Below are 19,430 nucleotides of genomic sequence, written 5' to 3'. Positions count from 1 at the left end.
GCCAAGCAACATATAGTTCGAAACGGTGAATGAGGCCGAATTGTATTCATCACGCAAATATACTCGCCAGTGTATTTTGTATCGCTGAGTTGGGGTAGTTTTCTACCACGAAACAGACAACCTAAAATGAACCCCTAATTAAACCATAAACGAGGCCATTTTGCTTGCGAAATCAAGGTATTGAGCAACTTTTTTTAAACGTCGTTAAAAATAGTCATATCAATAACATAAGAATACTATAAACGCTGGAAATTTGACGTCGGAAAGATTAAACTCCGCACAATTTTTCTGCCGCCCTGAATAACTGTCGGAGTATACTGTGAGCGACAACAAGCCCTCTCTAAGCTACAAAGATGCAGGCGTTGATATCGATGCCGGAAATCAACTCGTCGAAAGAATTAAATCAGTCACGAAAAAGACACATCGCCCCGAGGTAAAAGGCGGACTTGGTGGGTTTGGCGCACTGTGTGCGATTCCTGAAAAATACAAAAAGCCGTTGTTGGTGTCAGGCACTGATGGCGTGGGTACCAAACTTAGACTCGCCATGGATCTGAAGAAACACCGTGGTATTGGTATCGACCTTGTTGCAATGTGCGTTAACGATTTGATTGTACAAGGCGCTGAGCCATTGTTCTTTTTAGATTATTATGCAACGGGCAAGCTGAATGTCGACACAGCCGCCGAAGTGGTCACGGGAATCGGTGACGGCTGTGAATTGTCAGGTTGTGCGTTGATTGGCGGCGAAACAGCCGAAATGCCAGGCATGTACCATGGTGAAGACTACGACGTAGCTGGCTTCTGTGTCGGCGTAGTAGAAGCAGACGACGTCATTGACGGCAGCAAGGTTGCTGAGGGTGACGTGCTTATCGCGCTTGGCTCTTCTGGCCCTCACTCAAATGGGTATTCGCTGATTAGGAAAGTACTTGAAGTGTCAGGCGCAGACCCGCAAGAAGCATTAGAAGGCAAAGCCATCGCTGAGCATTTACTAGAGCCAACACGCATCTATGTGAAGTCTGTATTGGCACTTCTTGAAGCGCATCCTATTCATGCGATTTCTCATATCACTGGAGGCGGGTTCTGGGAAAACATTCCTCGCGTACTACCTGACAATGCAAAAGCCGTCATTGATGGCAGCAGTTGGCAGTGGCCAGCCATATTTAACTGGCTACAAGAGCAAGGTAACATTACTACACACGAGATGTACCGTACATTCAACTGTGGCGTAGGGCTAATCATAGCCATGCCTGCCTCTCATGCTGAATCGGCAATATCTCTTCTTAATAGTTTAGGGGAAAATGCTTGGCAAATTGGTACAATTGCAAATGCAGATTCTGGCGAGCAAGTGGAGATAAACTAAGCGATGTCTGATACTAAGAAGCGTATTGTTGTCCTGATTTCAGGTAATGGCTCAAATCTACAGGCTATTCTAGACCGTTCACTGGAACAGAATATTCATGGTCAGGTCGTAGCGGTCATTTCCAACCGCCCTGATGCCTACGGGCTCACGCGGGCAGAACAACGTGAAGTAGACACGCAAGTGCTCGACCACACTGAATTTGAAACCCGTGAAGCCTATGATTACCAGCTGAAGAATCTGATCGACAGTTACCACCCGGATTTAGTGGTGTTAGCTGGCTTTATGCGTATCCTATCGGATCCGCTGGTGATGCACTATCACGGCCGAATGTTGAATATTCATCCTTCATTATTGCCCAAATATAAAGGACTAAATACCCATAGCCGCGCAATAGAAGCAGGTGACACCGAACATGGCGCGTCTGTGCATTTTGTTACACCAGAACTTGACGATGGCCCCGTTGTCATCCAGTCTAAAGTACCTGTGTTCAAAGACGACACTGAACTCGAATTGGCTGCACGCGTCCAAGAACAAGAGCGAAACATTTATCCGTTAGTGATAGAGTGGTTTTGCCGTGGAAGATTAACCATGGAAAACAATAAGGCGTATCTTGATGGAAATGAAATCCCTGAAAATGGTTATGCAGCAGATTAAGCAATACATGAACAAACGACTGTGCTCTGTCGCATTGACTATGGCACTAACCACAGTCAGTACCCTTTCCTTTGCATTAGAAGCCTTTGATGCACAATACAAAGCATTTCGTCATGGCAGAGAATTAGGAACAGCGAGCATCGAATTAGATGCGCTTGGACGAGATAAATACCGTTTAACATATCATTCAAAGGTATCGTTGTTTTTCTTATCTGATGAACGCACTGAAACCAGCTTATTCTCGGTACGTGACGATAACATTGTGCCTCATACATACGAATTTGTACGCACAGGCACAGGTAAAGACCGAAAGCTAGAAGCCCAATTTGACGCTGAAAACAGCACAGTTACCTTTGCCCGTAAACCCCCAGTTGACTGGAACGGCGAACTAGATAATCAACTTTACCGACTAGACGTTCAACAGAAACTGGCAGAAGGGCTTGAGCAGTTCGACTATACCCTCATCAACTACCGAGGGGAGAAGCGTCATTACGGTATTGAAGTGCTTGGCAAAGAAACGCTTACGCTACCATATGGAAACATTGAAAGTGTCAAAGTTAAGATAGTTCGCGAAAGTAAGCGCAGAGAGACCTTTGCGTGGTTTGCCCCTTCACTAAACTATCAGTTGGTGCGCCTTCAACAGTTCAAAGATGGTGACGAACAAGGCGACATCCGATTAAGCCAGTTCACATTAGCATCTGATGACCAAACAACGGCAGCTAACAAATAATATACTTACGCGCGCCACAATTAATCACTGTGGCGCCACAATGCAAACTCAGCTCCACATTTTCACATAATAAAACATGTCCGACTACGTTAGCGTGGTCACTCACCACCACGAGAAACCAGTTCACCTTGCTTAAACAACACCCACTCCCCTGAATTCATTTTTTGCCAACGTTCATCGCCTGTTAGGGGTTGCGTTGCGATCACCGTTACGACGTCATTTTCAGTGGTTTCCTGTTGAAAATCTATAACCCAGTCAGAATCAATCAATGTGGCTTTTCCAAACGGTGCACGACGCGTCAACCAATGTAAATTGTTGGTGCAATAGGCAAGCACATAAACCCCATCGCTCAACAACATGTTAAAAACACCTAATTCTTTTAACGTTGGACACAACGAGGCAATAAATCGAAATACGGGAGCCATATTCGACGGGCGCTTAGGGTACTTCTCTCTTACTTGATCCAGTAACCAACAAAATGCGCGTTCACTGTCGGTATTGCCAATGGGTAAAAAATGATGGGACCGCAGCGCGCGTTGATATTGACTCAGCTGACCATTGTGCGCATATGTCCAATTCCGTCCCCACAACTCTCTGATAAAAGGATGGGTGTTCTCCAGCTTCACCGCCCCACGGTTTGCCTGCCGAATGTGACTCACCACCGCACATGACTTAATCGGGTAACGTTTGACGAGTTCTGCGATTTCAGACTCACTGCTAGGTAGTGGATCTTTGAAACTACGACACCCCTTACCTTCATAAAACGTGATTCCCCATCCATCACGATGTGGGCCAGTTCGCCCTCCTCGTTCGAGTAAACCTGCAAAACTAAAACAAATATCAGTAGGCACGTTTGCTGACATGCCAAGTAACTCGCACACGAAATAGTATCCTCACGTCAAATAACATTGAATTACTGCCGAATCAGGCCATGCTTATATTAGAGCGTGTTGGTCTTTGCTGTAACATTAATCAAGGCGTTGAGCTTTATTTATACGATATTGTACGGCTGAAAAACAGGAATCGTTACAGCGACAAAATCCAGTCGCAATAATAAAGCGTAAACATAACGTGATGTGTTAAAGCGGTCTACAACAAAGATCAACACGCTTTGGGTAAACCGACTCTGTCGATACGACAGAGATTGCGCATAAGATATCACTTGATCTTTTATGCACTTGATTATACTTTGTTTTCCACATTCTGGTCTGACCTCATGGGAGAGTCGTTATGGAAACCTTACTTTGGCTGTTGACCATTCTTTTTGCTGTTGGCGCAGTCAGCTACTTTAGATTACAGCTATTACATGCAACCCTCGCTGTCGCCGGCGCATTGTTGCTAGGTGCAATTATGGGATACGTTGGCTTTATTACGCTACTCGTTTTCCTTGCTATTGCCATTCCACTAAACATGGACAGTATTCGCCAGGAATACCTTACTAAACCGATGCTAAAAGTGTATCGCAAATTGATGCCTGAAATGTCTCGTACTGAGCAAGAGGCCATTGATGCAGGTACAGTTTGGTGGGACGGTGAAATATTTAGTGGTGATCCCGATTGGGACAGCTTACATCGCATTCCACAAGGCCGATTATCGCCTGAGGAGCAAGCGTTCTTAGATGGCCCAGTAGAAGAAGTCTGTCGCATGATGGACGAATGGGACGTGCACCATAACCGTGCCGACCTATCGCCGGAAGTATGGCAATATCTCAAAGACAACAAATTCTTCGCGATGATCATTAAGAAGAAATACGGTGGTCTTGAATTTTCTGCTTATGCCCAATCACGCGTCTTGCAAAAATTGTCGGGGTGCAATGCTGTACTGTCGTCAACCGTTGGTGTGCCTAACTCGTTAGGCCCAGGCGAACTGTTGCAACACTACGGTACCCAAGAGCAGCAAGACCATTACTTGCCTCGCCTTGCAACAGGTGAAGAAATTCCATGCTTTGCATTAACGAGCCCTGAGGCCGGTTCAGATGCCGGTGCGATTCCTGATACAGGCATCATTTGCAAAGGCGAATGGGAAGGCAAAGAAGTCATTGGTATGCGTCTCACATTTAACAAGCGTTACATTACGCTTGCACCTGTTGCGACTGTGATTGGTCTAGCCTTTAAACTTTACGATCCAGACGGCTTGATCGGCGATAAAGAAGAACTGGGCATTACTTGCGCCCTGATTCCTCGTGACACTGACGGCCTAGACATTGGTCGACGCCATTTGCCATTGAACGTTCCTTTTCAAAATGGCCCGATTCGCGGTGAAAATATCTTTGTTCCGCTTGATTTTATCATCGGTGGACAAAAAATGGCTGGACAAGGCTGGCGCATGCTAGTTGAGTGTTTGTCTGTGGGACGCGTTATCACACTGCCGTCATGTTCTGCAGGTGGCGCAAAAACGTTGGCACTCGCGACTGGGGCGTATTCACGTATTCGCCGTCAATTTAAACTTCCTGTAGGTAAAATGGAAGGGATTGAAGAAATGCTTGGTCGTATAGGCGCCAATGCCTATATGATGGATGCTGTGACTACTCTGTCTACAAAAGCAGTAGATTTGGGCGAAAAGCCATCGGTTATCTCTGCCATCTGTAAGTATCACCTTACCGAAAAAATGCGTACAGCAGTCATTGACTCAATGGATGTGCATGGTGGTAAAGGCGTTATGCTTGGCCCCAACAATTACTTGGGCCGCGCTTACCAAGGCGCGCCTATTGCGATTACGGTTGAAGGTGCAAATATTCTGACTCGTAACATGATGATTTACGGTCAGGGTGCTATCCGTTGCCATCCTTACGTGCTGAAAGAAATGCAGGCAGCCGCGCTGAAAGACAAAGAAGAAGCCTTAAAAGAGTTTGATGCTGCAGTGTTTGGTCATATTGGCTTTGCTGTCAGTAACTTTTTCCGTAGCTGGTGGTTTGCCCTATCTGGCGCGCGCTTTACCTACGCCCCGTTCAGTGACGAAACGAGCAAGTATTATCGTGCGATGACTCGCTACAGCAGCAATATGGCGCTACTGTCTGATATAGCCATGGGTGTACTTGGCGGAGAATTAAAGCGAAAAGAGCGTTTGTCTGCCCGTTTGGGTGACATGTTAAGCTACCTGTATCTGGGTTCTGCTATTCTGAAACGTTACGACGACCAGGGACGACAGAAAGAAGATCTGCCTATGGTTCACTGGGCAATGCAAGATTGTATGGCCAAGCTGGAAGAATCAATGGAAGGGCTGCTTCACAACTTCCCATCAAAGCCATTAGGTATCTTCTTAAAGGCGATCATTATGCCATTTGGCAAGTCGTTTAAAGCACCTGAAGACAAGCTTGATCACGAAATTGCGAAAATTCTTCAAACGCCGTGTACAGCTAGAAGTCGTTTGGGCGAAGGTCAATACCTAACTCGCGAAGAAGGCAACCGTATGGGTGAACTTGAGCAAATTTTGGATGACATTCTTGCTAGTGAGCCACTGTACGACAAAGTATGTGCAGCAGCAAACGAGCGCTTCCCCTTCACTCAACTACACAAAGTAGCAGAAAAAGGGCTGGAGCTTGGCGTAATCAATGAGCAAGAAGCTGAGTTACTAAAACGTACTGAAGAAGGCCGATTGAAAACCATCAATGTTGATGATTTCGATAACGAAGAACTCGTAGCCGACAAATCACTTCTCAAAACATCACGTAAACGCAGCACCAAAGCGGCTTAACAACAGCCGCTTAAAAGTAACATGAAAAAAGCCCTGCAATTGCAGGGCTTTTGGTTTCAAGGGAGTAACAGTGTGTTATTAAACAGCTTGGTGTATGTGTGTTTTTCGAAATAAACGTTGTTTGTCAGTCTCACTCAAAAACGCGGCGTTTACGGCATTGCGCTGAATTTCAGCAAGAGTTGCTTGGGTAAAACCAAAGGTATCTCTTGCGAGCTGATATTCATGAGCAAGGTCAATCGCCGATACGCCCGGATCATCAGTATTGAGTGTCACTAGCAATCCGCGCTTAACGAAATCAGGTAAAGGGTGTGAAGACAACGCGGGCACGGCAGCGGTTTGAAAGTTTGACGTAGGACACGATTCAATCGCAATATTATGCTCAAGCATATAATCCATCAAAGCAGGATCATGGATTGCTGCAACACCATGGCCGATGCGTGTTGCCCCTAATATGTTAATCGCCTGCCATATGCTGTCTGGGCCACTTGCCTCTCCTGCATGAACGGTTATTTTCCATCCGGCATCTCGCCCTTTGGCGAAATGAGAAGCAAATAGCTCAGCAGGATACCTCACTTCATCTCCAGCAAGGTCTAGCCCACAAAATGCAGCGCCGTAGTGAAGTAACGCCTTGAGTTCTTCCATGCATACGTTAACACCGTTTGTACGGCTTAATATACCGATTAAATTTACGCGCACAGGGTACGCTTTCATACCATCTTTAACACCCGCTATGACAGACTCAATCACATCATACATCGACAAGCCGTGAGAATTCGCCATGTAATGAGGTGAGAATCGCAGCTCAACGTAATCTAATTTCTCGCTATACGCGTCTTGTACATTGGCATACGCGACGTCGTAACACGCCTCTGGAGTGCTAAGCATCGACACGCCCAGATCTAGCTTTGACAAAAACGCGACTAAATCCGCAAGCTGGCCAGACACGCTCTCCATATCAAGCAACTGTTGTTGATCGTTGTCTGATAACGGTAAATTATATTTCTCTGCTAATTGCCGAATAAGTTGGGGCTTAATATTGCCGTCTAAGTGCCTGTGTAAATCTACGACAGGTAAGTTGTAATCAATCATATGCTGCTCGGATTGGGACACGCATTGTGCGTAAAACGCGAACCACGAGTACAGGTAGCGTCTCGTGGTTCATCTTTGTTTATCTATGTCTTAAAAAAACTTTTATCGATTAAGTCGGTTATCTATCAAAGACTGCACAACAGTAGGGTCTGCCAACGTCGACGTATCACCTAATTGTTCAAACTCGTTAGCAGCAATTTTACGCAAAATACGGCGCATAATTTTTCCAGATCGGGTTTTTGGCAATCCATGTGTCCATTGTATCTTATCTGGTGTGGCAATCGGGCTAAGTTCATCTCGCACACACTGTTTTACATCTTTAGTCAATGCATCTGACACGTCATACCCTTCGGTAGGAAGCAAGAACACATAGATACCCTGCCCTTTGATGTCATGAGGATACCCCACTACCGCCGCTTCGGCCACAGCAGGATGAGCCACCAACGCACTTTCAATTTCAGCTGTCCCCAGTCGATGACCCGACACATTCAATACATCATCTACGCGCCCCGTAATCCAAAGGTATCCATCTTCGTCCCGACGCGCGCCATCGCCCGTAAAATACACCCCGTCATACGTACTAAAGTAGGTTTGGATAAATCGCTCATGATCACCCCATACAGTGCGAGCCTGCCCAGGCCAAGAATCGGTAATAATTAAATTGCCCTCGGTTGCGCCCGACAATTCTTTACCATCTCCATCCACCAGCTTCGGTTGCACGCCAAAGAAGGGACGCGTTGCAGAACCCGGCTTCAATGCTGTTGCGCCAGGTAATGGCGTGATCATAATGCCGCCCGTTTCAGTTTGCCACCACGTATCCATAATCGGACACTGGCTGTTTCCCATTGTTTCGTAGTACCAATGCCACGCTTCAGGGTTAATGGGTTCCCCTACGCTTCCCATAATGCGTAAAGAGGCGCGTGTACTGCCTTTAGCGGGTGCGTCTCCTGACGCCATTAGCGCGCGTATGGCTGTTGGCGCCGTGTATAAAATAGAGACACGGTGTTTATCAATGATTTGACCGACACGAGATACATCTGGGTAGTTGGGCACGCCCTCAAACATCAACGTCGTTGCACCATTCGCTAATGGCCCGTATACAATGTAAGTATGTCCTGTAATCCAACCCACATCAGCCGCGCACCAGTAAATATCATCAGGGTGATAATCAAACACATATTGGTGCGTCAAAGATGCATACACTAAATACCCTCCAGTTGTATGCACCACACCTTTGGGCTTTCCTGTAGAACCACTTGTATACAAAATAAATAAGGGATCTTCTGCATCCATCACTGTGGGCTCACATTCCGCAGAACAGCTTGCCGTCAACGAGCGCCAATCAACATCTCGCCCTTCGTGCCAATCAATATCGTGCTTAATATGCTCGAACACAACAACATGCTCAATTGATGCTGCCTTTTCATTCGCCAGCGCTTTATCAACATTGTGTTTGAGTGGAACAACTTGGCCGCCGCGACGTCCTACATTAGCGGTTATAACCACTTTAGCCTGACAGTCCTCTATACGATCAGCAATCGCATTGGGTGAGAAGCCGCCGAAAATAACAGAATGCACCGCACCTATGCGCGCGCAAGCGAGCATTGCGTATGCAGCTTCCACCACCATTGGCATATAAATAATGACCCTGTCACCCTTTTTTACCCCAAGGGATTTTAATCCGTTAGCTAACTTGCACACCTCATCATGTAGGGTCTGATAAGAGATATGTTCATCCCATTGTGGTTCATCCCCTTCCCAAATGATGGCCGTTCGATTTGGATCCGTCTTAAGATGGCGATCGATACAGTTGTAACTAACATTGAGTTTGCCCTCTGCGAACCATTTAATATCGACATGGTCACGTTTGAATGAGGTTTGTTTCACCGAAGTAAAAGGCGCATACCAATCAATACGCTTGGCTTGTTCTTGCCAAAACGCATTTGGATCATCGATAGATTGGCGGTACAAACGTTGATAGTCATCATCATTAACGTAAGCATGTGTCGCTAAAGACTCAGGGACGGGATAAAGGGGCGCACTCATTGCATCTCTCCATGTTGTGTGAGCGAACATTTGCACATGAAATTGCGCGATATTATCGAAGTGTGCAAAGCTGCTAATTTGTAATCATTTTGTTCAACTAAGGTATAGGAGCTGTAAATAAATGGCAAGACGGGTTTCGTCTGTCAGGTAAATCTTATTCAATCCTGTTCTATGTAACGGCTCGTTAGGATTTGAGAATTGCGATGATGATATGAGACAGGTAGAATTGCGCCACTTTTTGAGCCAGACTGCTAGTATGAAAGACGCAATATACTCACAGCCGAGAAAACAAGTTGGCGACTTTCGTTTTGACGAAAGCGTAGCGGAAGTGTTTCCGGATATGATCCAACGATCTATTCCAGGATATGACACTATTGTTGATGCCATTGGCCAGCTTGCGGGCAAATATGCCCAATCCAATTCCACTCTGTATGATTTAGGGTGTTCTTTAGGTGCGGCCAGCATGGCCATGCGCAGATATGTCTCAGCTGAAAACTGTCAGCTAGTGGCAGTCGACAATTCACCCGCCATGGTGGAGCGATGCGAGCGACACATCAACGGATTTAAAAGTGATCTTCCCGTTCAGGTGATTTGCGACGATTTACAGAATGTCGATATTCACGACGCATCTGTCATTGTCATGAACTTTACGCTCCAGTTTATCGCCCCAGAGCAGCGGCAAACAATCATTAACCGTCTATATCAAGGGTTAAAGCCCGGTGGTATACTGATTTTATCAGAAAAGCTGCGCCATAATACGCAAGCAGGCAATGAGCTGATTATCGATTTACACCATGAGTTCAAGCGCAGAAATGGCTACAGCGAATTAGAAATCAGCCAAAAGCGAACAGCACTAGAGAATGTGATGTTAATAGACGACTTCGCCACACACGAAGAACGGCTGACACACGCTGGATTTAGCGATACCGTACTGTGGTTTAAATGTTTTAATTTTGCCTCTTTCGTAGCAATTAAGTAGTAACTATGACAATCAATTGGTTTAACGACTTTTATAAACACATTGCCGACTCGCCGCTTAGTCACTGGCTGGAAGTGCTACCCGCTCAGGTCGCACAGTGGCAGCAAGCGCAGCTACATGGCGATTTTGCCAAATGGGTAAAATTGCTCAATAAGCTTCCTGACACCAAGCCTAGCATCATTAATTTAAAAGACCGCGTTGAAATCGGCTCTCAAAACGATATCGACGAGTATACTCAACGTCAAATTGCCGGTTTGATGAAACAATTTATGCCGTGGCGCAAAGGGCCTTTTCATATTCACGGTGTGCATATCGATACAGAATGGCGCTCAGATTGGAAGTGGGATCGCGTTAAACCACATATTGCCGATTTGACAGACCGCTATGTTCTCGACATTGGCTGTGGGAGCGGTTACCACATGTGGCGCATGTTGGGTGAAAACGCCAAAATGGTGGTGGGTGCAGATCCTACGCAGCTATTTTTAATTCAGTTTCAGGCAATTAAGCATTTTTTGCCGCACGCTAACGTGCACTTAATGCCCATTGGCGTAGAGCACTTGCCTGAACTTAATACTTTTGACACCGTCTTTTCGATGGGCGTGCTATATCACCGTAAAAGCCCGATCGATTTTCTTTATCAGCTGAAGCAGCAACTTCGCCCAGGTGGTGAACTTGTCTTAGAAACTTTGGTAGTAGAAGGCGATGAACAAACGGTATTGATGGCTGGCGAACGCTATGCACAAATGCGAAATGTTTGGTATTTACCGTCTACAGACGCACTGAAAGTATGGATGTCTCGTGTGGGCTTTAAAAATATTCGCGTTGTTGATGTTGACCAAACCCGTTTGGAAGAGCAACGCGCAACCGAATGGATGACCAATCAATCCCTCAAAGATTTTCTTGATCCCAACGATATCAATAAAACCATTGAAGGTTATCCCGCACCGCTTCGTGCTGTGCTGATTGCTGAGAAATAGCCAGAAACTCGTAACATGAGGCCATAAGCATATTGCGCTTTCGGCCTCAAACAACGTAACAAGGGCTTTAGACGCCGTAACGTCAGCGGCGATAACTCGTATTTGTTCTTACCGTTCAACGAATCACATTGCGATTTCATTTAGCGGGTTGTCATGAGCGAAAAGTAGACCTTCAATAATTAAATATGAAGTTCTGCTTGAAAATCTTTATGTATTAACCGCCTTTTGATTTTTTATGTAATTTTCTGCTTTTTCTGCATAACGCTCTACTATAGCTTTTAGGTTTCCACCCTCAACAAAATCAGACACCATTGATACTCCTCGTTCATGAATACCTGCATTTCGCTCTGTCCAAGTGACCTCTGTTGAAGTTTTATCGTGGCCTGCTACACAGGTGATATCGATTCGTTGAAGTTCAAAATCATCCCAAAGGACTAGATACTGCATATAACCATCTTCAGGTTCGTGCTGAGTTACAAGCAGCAATATTTCATGATCTGAGACTCCTGATACTGTCATTAAGCCTTTTAATGTATCCCCTTTTGGTTTCCTTAAAGTAGTTGGTTCCCACCACTTATAAATTAGGTGCCTACCGCTTGGTTCAAACAATGGACAAACTTCTTCGGTTGAGTAAGGGATATTTACTTTATGCGTTTCTTCAAAGCCCACTGTGGGGAACTTAGTGGTCTCACCGATTATTGTAGGTTGCGAATTGCAGGCGATTGCGAGAAATATCGAAGCGCCTATAGATGTAATTAGTTTTAGTTTTTTAAACATAATGATAACACCTAGTTAGTTTATGATTAATAAAGTCTTTCTTCATGCTTCAATCAAAACTAAGGTATTAACCTTTAAACAGGTCAATAAATTTTCTATAACGTAGCGATTAGCTTCACCTGTAACCCCTTAGACAGGCCAAATAATTTATTCCGTATCAATATCGGTACATCAATCATTGACCTGACTATGACTTCATACTTTAGCCTTCGATTAACTTCACCAAAGACAAAAGCTATGAGGAAAAGAAAATGAATAAATACCATTTTGTTACAGTGACTTGTGTAGCAAGTTTATTTTTAGGAAGTAATGCCTTAGCAAACCATAATAATGCCATTAAAGCCGACTTATCTAAATTTGACTTTATTAAACAAGACGCTGTTACTGTCGAGAGAATAAGTTCATTTGAATTGAGCATGCCACCTGAAAAAGCCTTACCATTATTTACTGCTCCCGGTGAAATTTTGTGGGCACCGGGTTGGAATCCAAATATATTAAGTGGTGACGGTTTTGAAAAAGGTACAGCATGGTTAACTCAGCATGGCAATATCACAACATATTGGCATGTTTCAAAATATGATATAGAGAACAAGCAAGCGATTTATACCATGATAACACCTGACGAAACTATGGGTACTGTAAGCGTAGCAATTTCTTCCAATGATAAAGGTGGTTCGGTAGTATCTGTCACGTATAAACTGACCGGCTTATCTAAAGCAGGTAACAAGAAGCTGACAACGCATTACAGCAAAACGCATTACCCGAAAATGATCGCACAATGGAAGAGTTGGATAGAGTCGAATATGGACAAAATCAACGCTCACCACTAAGTAGACTGGGGTGATAATTTATTGAGTTAGATTATGTTTAAACTAGCTCAATGCTTTCCGTGAGATCTTGTTTTATACATACGATAAGTAGTTTCACGGAAGACTTGTACTTTGATTTAGATAATGTTGGGAGTGTCAATGTATACCGTCAATCAATTAGGAAAGAAATACAATTTATCACGCAGCACTTTGTTGTATTACGACAAAATAGGACTTTTGAAACCATCGGCAAGATCCGAAGCAAATTACCGCCTATATTCGAAAAACGATGTTAACCGGATGGAAAAAATAGCAACCTATCGAGATGCTGGTTTGTCTCTTGAATCTATTGCTGACATCTTAAATTCTGATGACACAAGTTCAACCAATATACTTGAGCAGCGACTGCATAGCTTAAATAGTGAAATCAGTGAACTCAGGCAACAACAGCAGCTTGTCGTAAAGCTATTAGGTAAAGATTCTTTAGTCAGAACAGCAAAAACGATGAGCAAAAATCAGTGGGTCAATATTCTTAGATCTTCAGGTATGGATGATGAAGCAATGCACCGTTGGCATATTGAATTTGAGCGTGACCTACCAGAAGTCCACAAAGACTTTCTTGAATCTTTAGGATGTAGCCCAGAAGAAGTCAGTAGTATTCGAAAATGGTCTCAACAGAAGTAGCTATTCCTGACTACTGCTAGTTTTTAAATTAAGGCTTGAATACCAAAAAAACAAGCAAGCCCAGCAATTACACTTAAAGATAAGTTCTTAGTCTTATAAGACAGCGACATGGCAAGTAACATACTACCAAACATCAATAGAATATATTCAAGAGAGCCTTTGTTTTTAGCAAGATCACTCACCGTTGACACTACAATAGCAGTCAATACTACTTGTGGCGCAAAAGTCATTGCCTCAATCATTTTCTTAGGTAAACTGTGCCTCTCTGGGAGCATTATGAATAACGCTCTGGTAAAGAAAGTAACAAGCGCCATTCCCAAGATTATGGAAATCATTTTTCATCCTCTTTCAAAAATTTTTCAGCAAAAGCGCCAATGGCCACTCCAACAACCGAGGCAACGAATAAGCCACTCTGATTGGGTAACTCTTTAGTGATGAGCATTATTATTCCAGTAACAAAGACCGCTAAAATAGATGTTTTCGATTGAGTCATCACAACAACCATACAAGCGAAAGTAATTGGCATAGCGACCTCTAATCCAAGCTCATAGATTTGAGGAAACTGATCTCCAACGATGTACCCTGCAACCGAAGATACCGTCCAAATACACCATAAAAATAAAACGGAACCTAAAAAGAAAAAGTGGCTAAATTCATTCCTATTTTCAGTGTAGTGTTGACTGACTATGGCAAATACTTCATCCACCAATCCAAACGACAAAATAGACTTCCAACGCAATGACAGGTGCTTTGTATACGGTTGAAGCCACACTGAATAGATAAGGTGCCTTAAATTTGTCACTAAAGTAGTAAGCGCAATAAGCCATAATTCTGATCCTAAGGATATCAACCCAAGTGCAACAAATTGTGCTGCACCAGCGAATACAAAGAAGGACATTGAAAAGGTCGCCATCATAGATAGTTCATTTTGCAACGCTAATGCACCAAAGATAAATGCAAAAGGGAATGCCCCGATTGCTAGAGGCAGTGTGAAAGCCCCTCCCTTGACTAGCTCACCAATAGGAGAAAACGAACTTGTTATACATTCCATATGTCGTTCCCTCCAGATAAATTGATTAATGCACTAAGACCAATAACCAGAAGTACAGAAGCAGTCACTTTCTGGGTTATTGCCAGTGCATTGCTATTAAAGAGTTGCAAATGAGCCATATTTGCTAACCAAGCATACATATAAAGAACTGCACCAACAGCGATAACATCAATCACAATGATTAAGAAGACATTTGCAATAGTCATATTGGATAAATCGATAAATGCAGGAAGAAAACCGATATAGAAAACAATAATTTTGGGATTCCCAAGTGTAATAAATAAACCACTTAATATACTGCTAATTGTTCCTGAAAATTCACTACTATTAATTACAAATTTATCACTCGAAGTTTTATTTCTCCATCCTTGTATTCCAAGCCAAATAAGGTAAAAGCTACCAACCAATTGAATTAACAGAAATACACAATCTAAACTTGAAACGGCATAATTCACAGTTGCAATGGCCATCACTATAAAAAAAGCATCCCCGATAAGTATGCCGACTGAGGTAAGCACACCTCTCCTGAGGGAGTTACTCACTGTTCTAGATACAACCGCAATCACTCCTGGGCCGGGCAAAATGGCTAATAGTATAAATGCGAAGAAAAGTGAGATTACTGAAACTAAGGTCATTGAAAATCCTTAATGTCAGGTAAAATTAACTGCTTTCTTGCATCCTCTGAAAATAGCGTGCTTTTATTGTAATGCTTACAAAGAATGCCCAAAGCATCGTCTGCAAGGTCTCTATTTTTGTTTAGAAAGTTTTGCCAATTACTTTGTTTTTCTGCATTCATTCTATTTGAAATAATCATTACTAGCGCGTAGCTAATGGTAAAATTGAATTTATCTTTTGCACCTAAACTCTCTGCGTAAGAGCGAATGCCATTGCAAGTTGAATCAACGGCTTGTTCAAGGTCACTTTGCATTAAATACAACCAAGCAATTCTTAAATGCCCTAGATGATCAAAATACTGATGATCTAATGTCAATTTTTCAAATTGATTTTGAAAGTCTTTATCTGAAATAGTTTGGTGGGTATTGGACATGTGGCCTCTGATTTAGTTAAGTTTAAAATCGTATTCAGAAGCCAGCGTAAAGGATGAACCCGTAGTCAACTCAAGGAGTAATAATAATCTAATATTAAAAATTAAAAGTGTTAAAAAGTCGATTTTCTCGCATGTTCGAACTTCCGCTTAAAGAATATTCGCCACTGCCATTGTATTGGCCAGATTTAAACAGCGCTGATTGCTCTCGCTTGTTCACACCTACTCACCCAAAAATCATCACGACCATTTATCTGCCGCCAGTGTGTCTGACTCTCTTGCTTCAATCCACTTTTCGCCTTGTTCAGAACGCTCTTTTTTCCAAAACGGTGCCTGAGTTTTTAGTTTATCCATAATAAACTCGGCTGCGTTAAACGCATTGTGTCGGTGAGTGGATGTGACTCCCACGAAGACGATTTCTTCCCCGACCTGAATTGGCCCTACACGGTGGATTACCGAGATGCGATTGAGAGACCAGCGCGCGCGTGCGGCTGAAATAATCTCTTCAATAACGCGCTCTGTCATGCCGGGGTAATGCTCTAACGTGAGCTGATACACGGTAGCGTCTACATTGTTGTCTCGTACTTTGCCAACAAAAAAGACGGCAGCGCCATCAGCATCGGTATTTTCTGTGAGTGAAGAATACGCCGCATTCACATCTATGGGCGTTGATTGAACCGAAACCACGCTACCCACCTGTTACGGGCGGAAAAAACGCCACTTCATCATTTGCTGAAATCGCACAATCATCGCTAGCCATTGTTTGATTAACCGCTACCAATGTTTTTCCCGATTGGAGCTGCTCTGCCCAAACATCGCCTCGTAACTGCAACTTAGCACGCAGCTCTGCCACATTTGACGCTGGCTCTTCAAACAAGATTGATGGTGTGTTGAGCACCTCTCGTGTTTGTCCAAAAAAAACAACTTTCACCATACTACCCTTGCCTATCGTTGGTTTCTCTTTGCCAATGACCGGTTTTACCGCCCTGCTTCTCTCGCACGTGAATGTTAGAAATGATCATGCCAGGGTCGACCGCTTTACACATATCAAATATGGTCAAACAGGCCACAGATACGGCTGTTAGCGCCTCCATTTCAACGCCTGTTTTGCCATCCAGTTTACACAACCCATGAATGATTAAGCCTGAACTATCTGATGCAAATTCAAAATCGATTTGTACCTTAGTTAGCATTAGCGGATGACATAGAGGAATCAAATCTCCACACTTTTTAGCCGCCTGAATTCCCGCAATGCGAGCTATCGCCAGTACATCACCTTTTTTGTGGCTGTTGTCTTTAATCATTTTCAACGTTGAGGGTTGCATCAGAACCTGACCTGACGCTATCGCGACGCGGTGGGTCACGGCTTTATCAGACACATCCACCATATTCGCCTCTCCATTGGCATTAACATGGGTAAGTGAATATGACGTACTCATTACTTTTCCTTCACGTCGGTAACACTGAAATGTGTAACGAAATTACAGGGTTTATGGGTACTGTCTAATTGAGACTTTAAAATCCCTTCCCACGCTGTTTTGCATGCGCCTGTTGAGCCGGGCAAACAAAATATCGCCGTTTTATTTGCCATTCCAGCCAACGCACGAGATTGCACAGTTGAGGTGCCAATTTCTTCGTATGAAATGTGTCTGAATAACTCCCCGAAACCCTCTATGGCTTTATCAAATAAGACAGAAATCGCCTCTGGCGTTGAATCTCGTTCGGTGAACCCTGTGCCGCCAGTAAGAATAACGCTATGAATATCATTATTCGCGATATGGTTAGACACGACTTTACGCAGTTGGTATTTGTCGTCTTTTACAATATCTCGCGCAGCGAGTGTATGGCCGGCCGATGCGATAGCATCCGCCAAGTACGCACCTGATGTGTCAGTATCTATATTGCGCGTGTCTGATACTGTCACGACCGCGATGTTTAATGGGATCATAATTTCTACCTGAATATTTTATAGTGCGAATATCGGATGACGCGTATTAACACCTTTCATCATCTCGTGTTTCTCTATGTATGCCTTAATTTACCCGCCCAACATGGCCAAGTGTTTAGTTGCACCGGTTTTACGCTCATCCAGCCAATGTTTTTGCTCTTTTTGAGTCAATAATGATATGAGACGTTGCTGCAATACAATGGGATCAGAATGATTTATCGCATCGCGAATATCTAAGCCCTCATCGGCAAATAAGCATAAGTGGAGTTTACCGGTAGACGACACACGTAAGCGATTGCACGTAGCACAGAAATCTTTACTGTATGGCATGATAAGCCCGATACGCCCACGGTAGTTTGCGTGACGATACTCCAGTGCGGGGCCGCTATCAAATTGCCTATCAACAGAGACCCAACCCTCACGAAGTAGCTTAGATTGAATTCGCTGTCCAGATACATGCTCGTCTTCAAAGAAACGCGGGTTATCCCCTGTTTCCATTAATTCAATAAAGCGTAAGCTAACTGGCGTGTGCTTCACCCATTCCATGAATGCAGACACACCAGAATCTGTCAGCGATTTAAGTAACACAGCATTGACCTTTACAGGCAAACCCAACGTTAACGCCTTATCGATGCCAGAAAGGATTGTCTCGAGTTTATTGTGTCCAGTAATGCTGTGAAACTGACGAGGGTCAAGGTTATCAATACTCACATTCAGCTGCGTTAACCCGGCGTCATACCAATCTTGCACCTGTTCATCCAGCCGAAAGCCGTTGGTGGTCAATGCAACATTGTTCACACCCTGGGTTTGTACACATGCGGCAATGATGTCTGGTAAATCTTTTCGTAAAGACGGCTCGCCGCCTGTAATTCGAATTTTGCTTGTACCTAACGCGGCAAACCCATTAACCACTCGACGTATTTCGTCTAATGAAAGAAAGCCTCGGGTTTGCTGCGGGTCATAGCCATCAGGCAAGCAATAGGTGCAACGAAAGTTACACACGTCGGTTACAGACAATCGCAAATAATGAAATTGCCTGCCAAATTTATCTGTTAGCACGTATTCAACACCTTTCCAAATTAAAGCCGACATTGGCTTTCGGGAGGCTGGCGCATTTCTGATCCAACCCTCGCGCATAAACACCTATGCGCTGGCCACAATCCCTTATTTTTTATACAAAAACGTAGGCAAGATGGCTCGGAGCGATTCACTGACTCTAGCATGCAAATCTCACAAAGTCTTTATATGACCCGCCAAATCACTCAATTCATTCGACAGACGCCTAAATTGAACATTTAGAGAGATATATTTACCCAAATGTTAACAAACAGACACCTTAACCCTCAGAAATACATACTATTTTTTCGTTGCGCAGTGATTGCGTCTGCAAAAACCTACACTTTTTAGGGAGATTTTCATTGATTTACCCAACTCCAGACTTAAAACATTTGTAAATAATTGTTTTATATAACCTTTTAAACTTTGGCACGACTTCTGTAATAGGTCTAGTAAGCGAGAAGCATCAGTCATGTTCTCGTGAAGCAGTAAAAGATAAATCAAGTCAATATTTGATTAACTGGAAGGAAATCGA

The 19,430-nt window shown here is 43.8% G+C and carries 21 protein-coding genes and 1 riboswitch; of the genes, 8 read left to right on the top strand and 13 right to left on the bottom strand.

Annotated elements, in window-relative coordinates:
- Window positions 1–319: 319 nt before the first annotated feature.
- From purM to OE749_RS04950, 3 genes are read left to right on the top strand one after another with little or no spacing between them, the layout of a single operon-like run.
- A complete protein-coding gene (gene purM, locus OE749_RS04960; protein ID WP_263711250.1) occupies window positions 320–1,357 on the top strand; it encodes a phosphoribosylformylglycinamidine cyclo-ligase in 1,038 nt (345 codons plus the stop codon).
- Window positions 1,358–1,360: 3 nt separating this feature from the next.
- The gene (purN, locus tag OE749_RS04955) at window positions 1,361–2,011 is read left to right on the top strand and encodes a phosphoribosylglycinamide formyltransferase (RefSeq protein WP_263711249.1); all 651 of its coding nucleotides are present in this window, start codon (window positions 1,361–1,363) and stop codon (window positions 2,009–2,011) included.
- The gene (locus OE749_RS04950; protein WP_263711248.1) at window positions 1,971–2,741 is read left to right on the top strand and encodes a DUF3108 domain-containing protein; all 771 of its coding nucleotides are present in this window, start codon (window positions 1,971–1,973) and stop codon (window positions 2,739–2,741) included. The genes purN and OE749_RS04950 overlap by 41 nt, the downstream gene beginning before the upstream one ends.
- Before the next feature lie 98 nt (window positions 2,742–2,839).
- Here OE749_RS04950 and OE749_RS04945 read toward each other — a convergent pair whose 3' ends face one another.
- Complete coding sequence (locus OE749_RS04945) at window positions 2,840–3,622, bottom strand: class II glutamine amidotransferase (RefSeq protein ID WP_263711247.1); 783 nt, start codon at window positions 3,620–3,622, stop codon at window positions 2,840–2,842.
- A gap of 349 nt (window positions 3,623–3,971) precedes the next feature.
- Here OE749_RS04945 and fadE point away from each other — a divergent pair, with 349 nt between their 5' ends.
- The gene (gene fadE / locus OE749_RS04940) at window positions 3,972–6,434 is read left to right on the top strand and encodes an acyl-CoA dehydrogenase FadE (protein ID WP_263711246.1); all 2,463 of its coding nucleotides are present in this window, start codon (window positions 3,972–3,974) and stop codon (window positions 6,432–6,434) included.
- A gap of 78 nt (window positions 6,435–6,512) precedes the next feature.
- Here the strand turns inward: fadE and add are convergent, their stop codons facing one another.
- Together add and acs are read right to left on the bottom strand one after the other, a co-directional pair.
- Window positions 6,513–7,523, bottom strand: a complete 1,011-nt coding sequence (gene add / locus OE749_RS04935; protein WP_263711245.1) for an adenosine deaminase — start codon at window positions 7,521–7,523, stop codon at window positions 6,513–6,515.
- A gap of 102 nt (window positions 7,524–7,625) precedes the next feature.
- Window positions 7,626–9,569, bottom strand: a complete 1,944-nt coding sequence (gene acs / locus OE749_RS04930; protein WP_263711244.1) for an acetate--CoA ligase — start codon at window positions 9,567–9,569, stop codon at window positions 7,626–7,628.
- A gap of 256 nt (window positions 9,570–9,825) precedes the next feature.
- Here acs and cmoA point away from each other — a divergent pair, with 256 nt between their 5' ends.
- Window positions 9,826–10,548 carry a carboxy-S-adenosyl-L-methionine synthase CmoA gene (gene cmoA / locus OE749_RS04925; protein ID WP_263711243.1) on the top strand — a complete coding sequence of 241 codons (723 nt, stop codon included), beginning with the start codon at window positions 9,826–9,828 and terminating at the stop codon, window positions 10,546–10,548.
- Between the two features lie 5 nt (window positions 10,549–10,553).
- Window positions 10,554–11,525, top strand: a complete 972-nt coding sequence (cmoB, locus tag OE749_RS04920; RefSeq protein ID WP_263711242.1) for a tRNA 5-methoxyuridine(34)/uridine 5-oxyacetic acid(34) synthase CmoB — start codon at window positions 10,554–10,556, stop codon at window positions 11,523–11,525.
- Between the two features lie 207 nt (window positions 11,526–11,732).
- Here the strand turns inward: cmoB and OE749_RS04915 are convergent, their stop codons facing one another.
- Complete coding sequence (locus OE749_RS04915; RefSeq protein ID WP_263711241.1) at window positions 11,733–12,302, bottom strand: hypothetical protein; 570 nt, start codon at window positions 12,300–12,302, stop codon at window positions 11,733–11,735.
- A 251-nt stretch (window positions 12,303–12,553) separates the two neighbouring features.
- Between OE749_RS04915 and OE749_RS04910 the strand changes: the two genes are divergently transcribed.
- On the top strand, window positions 12,554–13,132 hold the full coding sequence (locus tag OE749_RS04910) for a hypothetical protein (RefSeq protein ID WP_263711240.1): 579 nt from the start codon (window positions 12,554–12,556) through the stop codon (window positions 13,130–13,132).
- Window positions 13,133–13,255: 123 nt separating this feature from the next.
- Window positions 13,256–13,795 carry a MerR family transcriptional regulator gene (locus OE749_RS04905; RefSeq protein ID WP_318527865.1) on the top strand — a complete coding sequence of 180 codons (540 nt, stop codon included), beginning with the start codon at window positions 13,256–13,258 and terminating at the stop codon, window positions 13,793–13,795.
- A 23-nt stretch (window positions 13,796–13,818) separates the two neighbouring features.
- Here the strand turns inward: OE749_RS04905 and OE749_RS04900 are convergent, their stop codons facing one another.
- The 9 genes from OE749_RS04900 to moaA all read right to left on the bottom strand — a co-directional run bounded on the left by OE749_RS04900 (window position 13,819) and on the right by moaA (window position 18,898).
- Entirely contained in the window at window positions 13,819–14,130 is a 312-nt protein-coding gene (locus tag OE749_RS04900) for an AzlD domain-containing protein (protein ID WP_263711238.1), read from the bottom strand.
- Window positions 14,127–14,846 (bottom strand): AzlC family ABC transporter permease, encoded by a 720-nt coding sequence (locus OE749_RS04895; protein ID WP_263711237.1) that lies wholly within the window; start codon window positions 14,844–14,846, stop codon window positions 14,127–14,129. The genes OE749_RS04900 and OE749_RS04895 overlap by 4 nt, the downstream gene beginning before the upstream one ends.
- Window positions 14,834–15,481, bottom strand: coding sequence for a LysE family translocator (locus OE749_RS04890; RefSeq protein WP_263711236.1), 648 nt, complete (start codon window positions 15,479–15,481; stop codon window positions 14,834–14,836). Before OE749_RS04890 ends, OE749_RS04895 begins: the two co-directional genes overlap by 13 nt.
- Entirely contained in the window at window positions 15,478–15,894 is a 417-nt protein-coding gene (locus OE749_RS04885) for a hypothetical protein (RefSeq protein ID WP_263711235.1), read from the bottom strand. The genes OE749_RS04890 and OE749_RS04885 overlap by 4 nt, the downstream gene beginning before the upstream one ends.
- Window positions 15,895–16,131: 237 nt before the next feature.
- Window positions 16,132–16,578: a molybdopterin synthase catalytic subunit MoaE gene (gene moaE, locus OE749_RS04880; protein WP_263711234.1), complete on the bottom strand. Its 447-nt coding sequence runs from the start codon at window positions 16,576–16,578 to the stop codon at window positions 16,132–16,134.
- Window position 16,579: 1 nt separating this feature from the next.
- Window positions 16,580–16,825: a MoaD/ThiS family protein gene (locus OE749_RS04875; RefSeq protein WP_263711233.1), complete on the bottom strand. Its 246-nt coding sequence runs from the start codon at window positions 16,823–16,825 to the stop codon at window positions 16,580–16,582.
- A gap of 1 nt (window position 16,826) precedes the next feature.
- Window positions 16,827–17,330 carry a cyclic pyranopterin monophosphate synthase MoaC gene (gene moaC, locus OE749_RS04870; protein ID WP_263711232.1) on the bottom strand — a complete coding sequence of 168 codons (504 nt, stop codon included), beginning with the start codon at window positions 17,328–17,330 and terminating at the stop codon, window positions 16,827–16,829.
- Window positions 17,330–17,839 (bottom strand): molybdenum cofactor biosynthesis protein B, encoded by a 510-nt coding sequence (gene moaB, locus OE749_RS04865; protein ID WP_263711231.1) that lies wholly within the window; start codon window positions 17,837–17,839, stop codon window positions 17,330–17,332. Before moaB ends, moaC begins: the two co-directional genes overlap by 1 nt.
- Before the next feature lie 90 nt (window positions 17,840–17,929).
- The gene (moaA, locus tag OE749_RS04860) at window positions 17,930–18,898 is read right to left on the bottom strand and encodes a GTP 3',8-cyclase MoaA (RefSeq protein WP_263711503.1); all 969 of its coding nucleotides are present in this window, start codon (window positions 18,896–18,898) and stop codon (window positions 17,930–17,932) included.
- Window positions 18,891–19,054: riboswitch (molybdenum cofactor riboswitch) on the bottom strand. It overlaps the preceding gene by 8 nt.
- Window positions 19,055–19,430 lie beyond the last annotated feature (376 nt).

It is taken from the genome of Fluctibacter corallii (assembly GCF_025751585.1).
Classification (GTDB): Bacteria; Pseudomonadota; Gammaproteobacteria; order Enterobacterales; family Alteromonadaceae; genus Fluctibacter_A; species Fluctibacter_A corallii.
The sequence above is the reverse complement of the archived record's forward strand: the minus strand, read 5'-3'. Positions and strand labels throughout refer to the sequence as shown.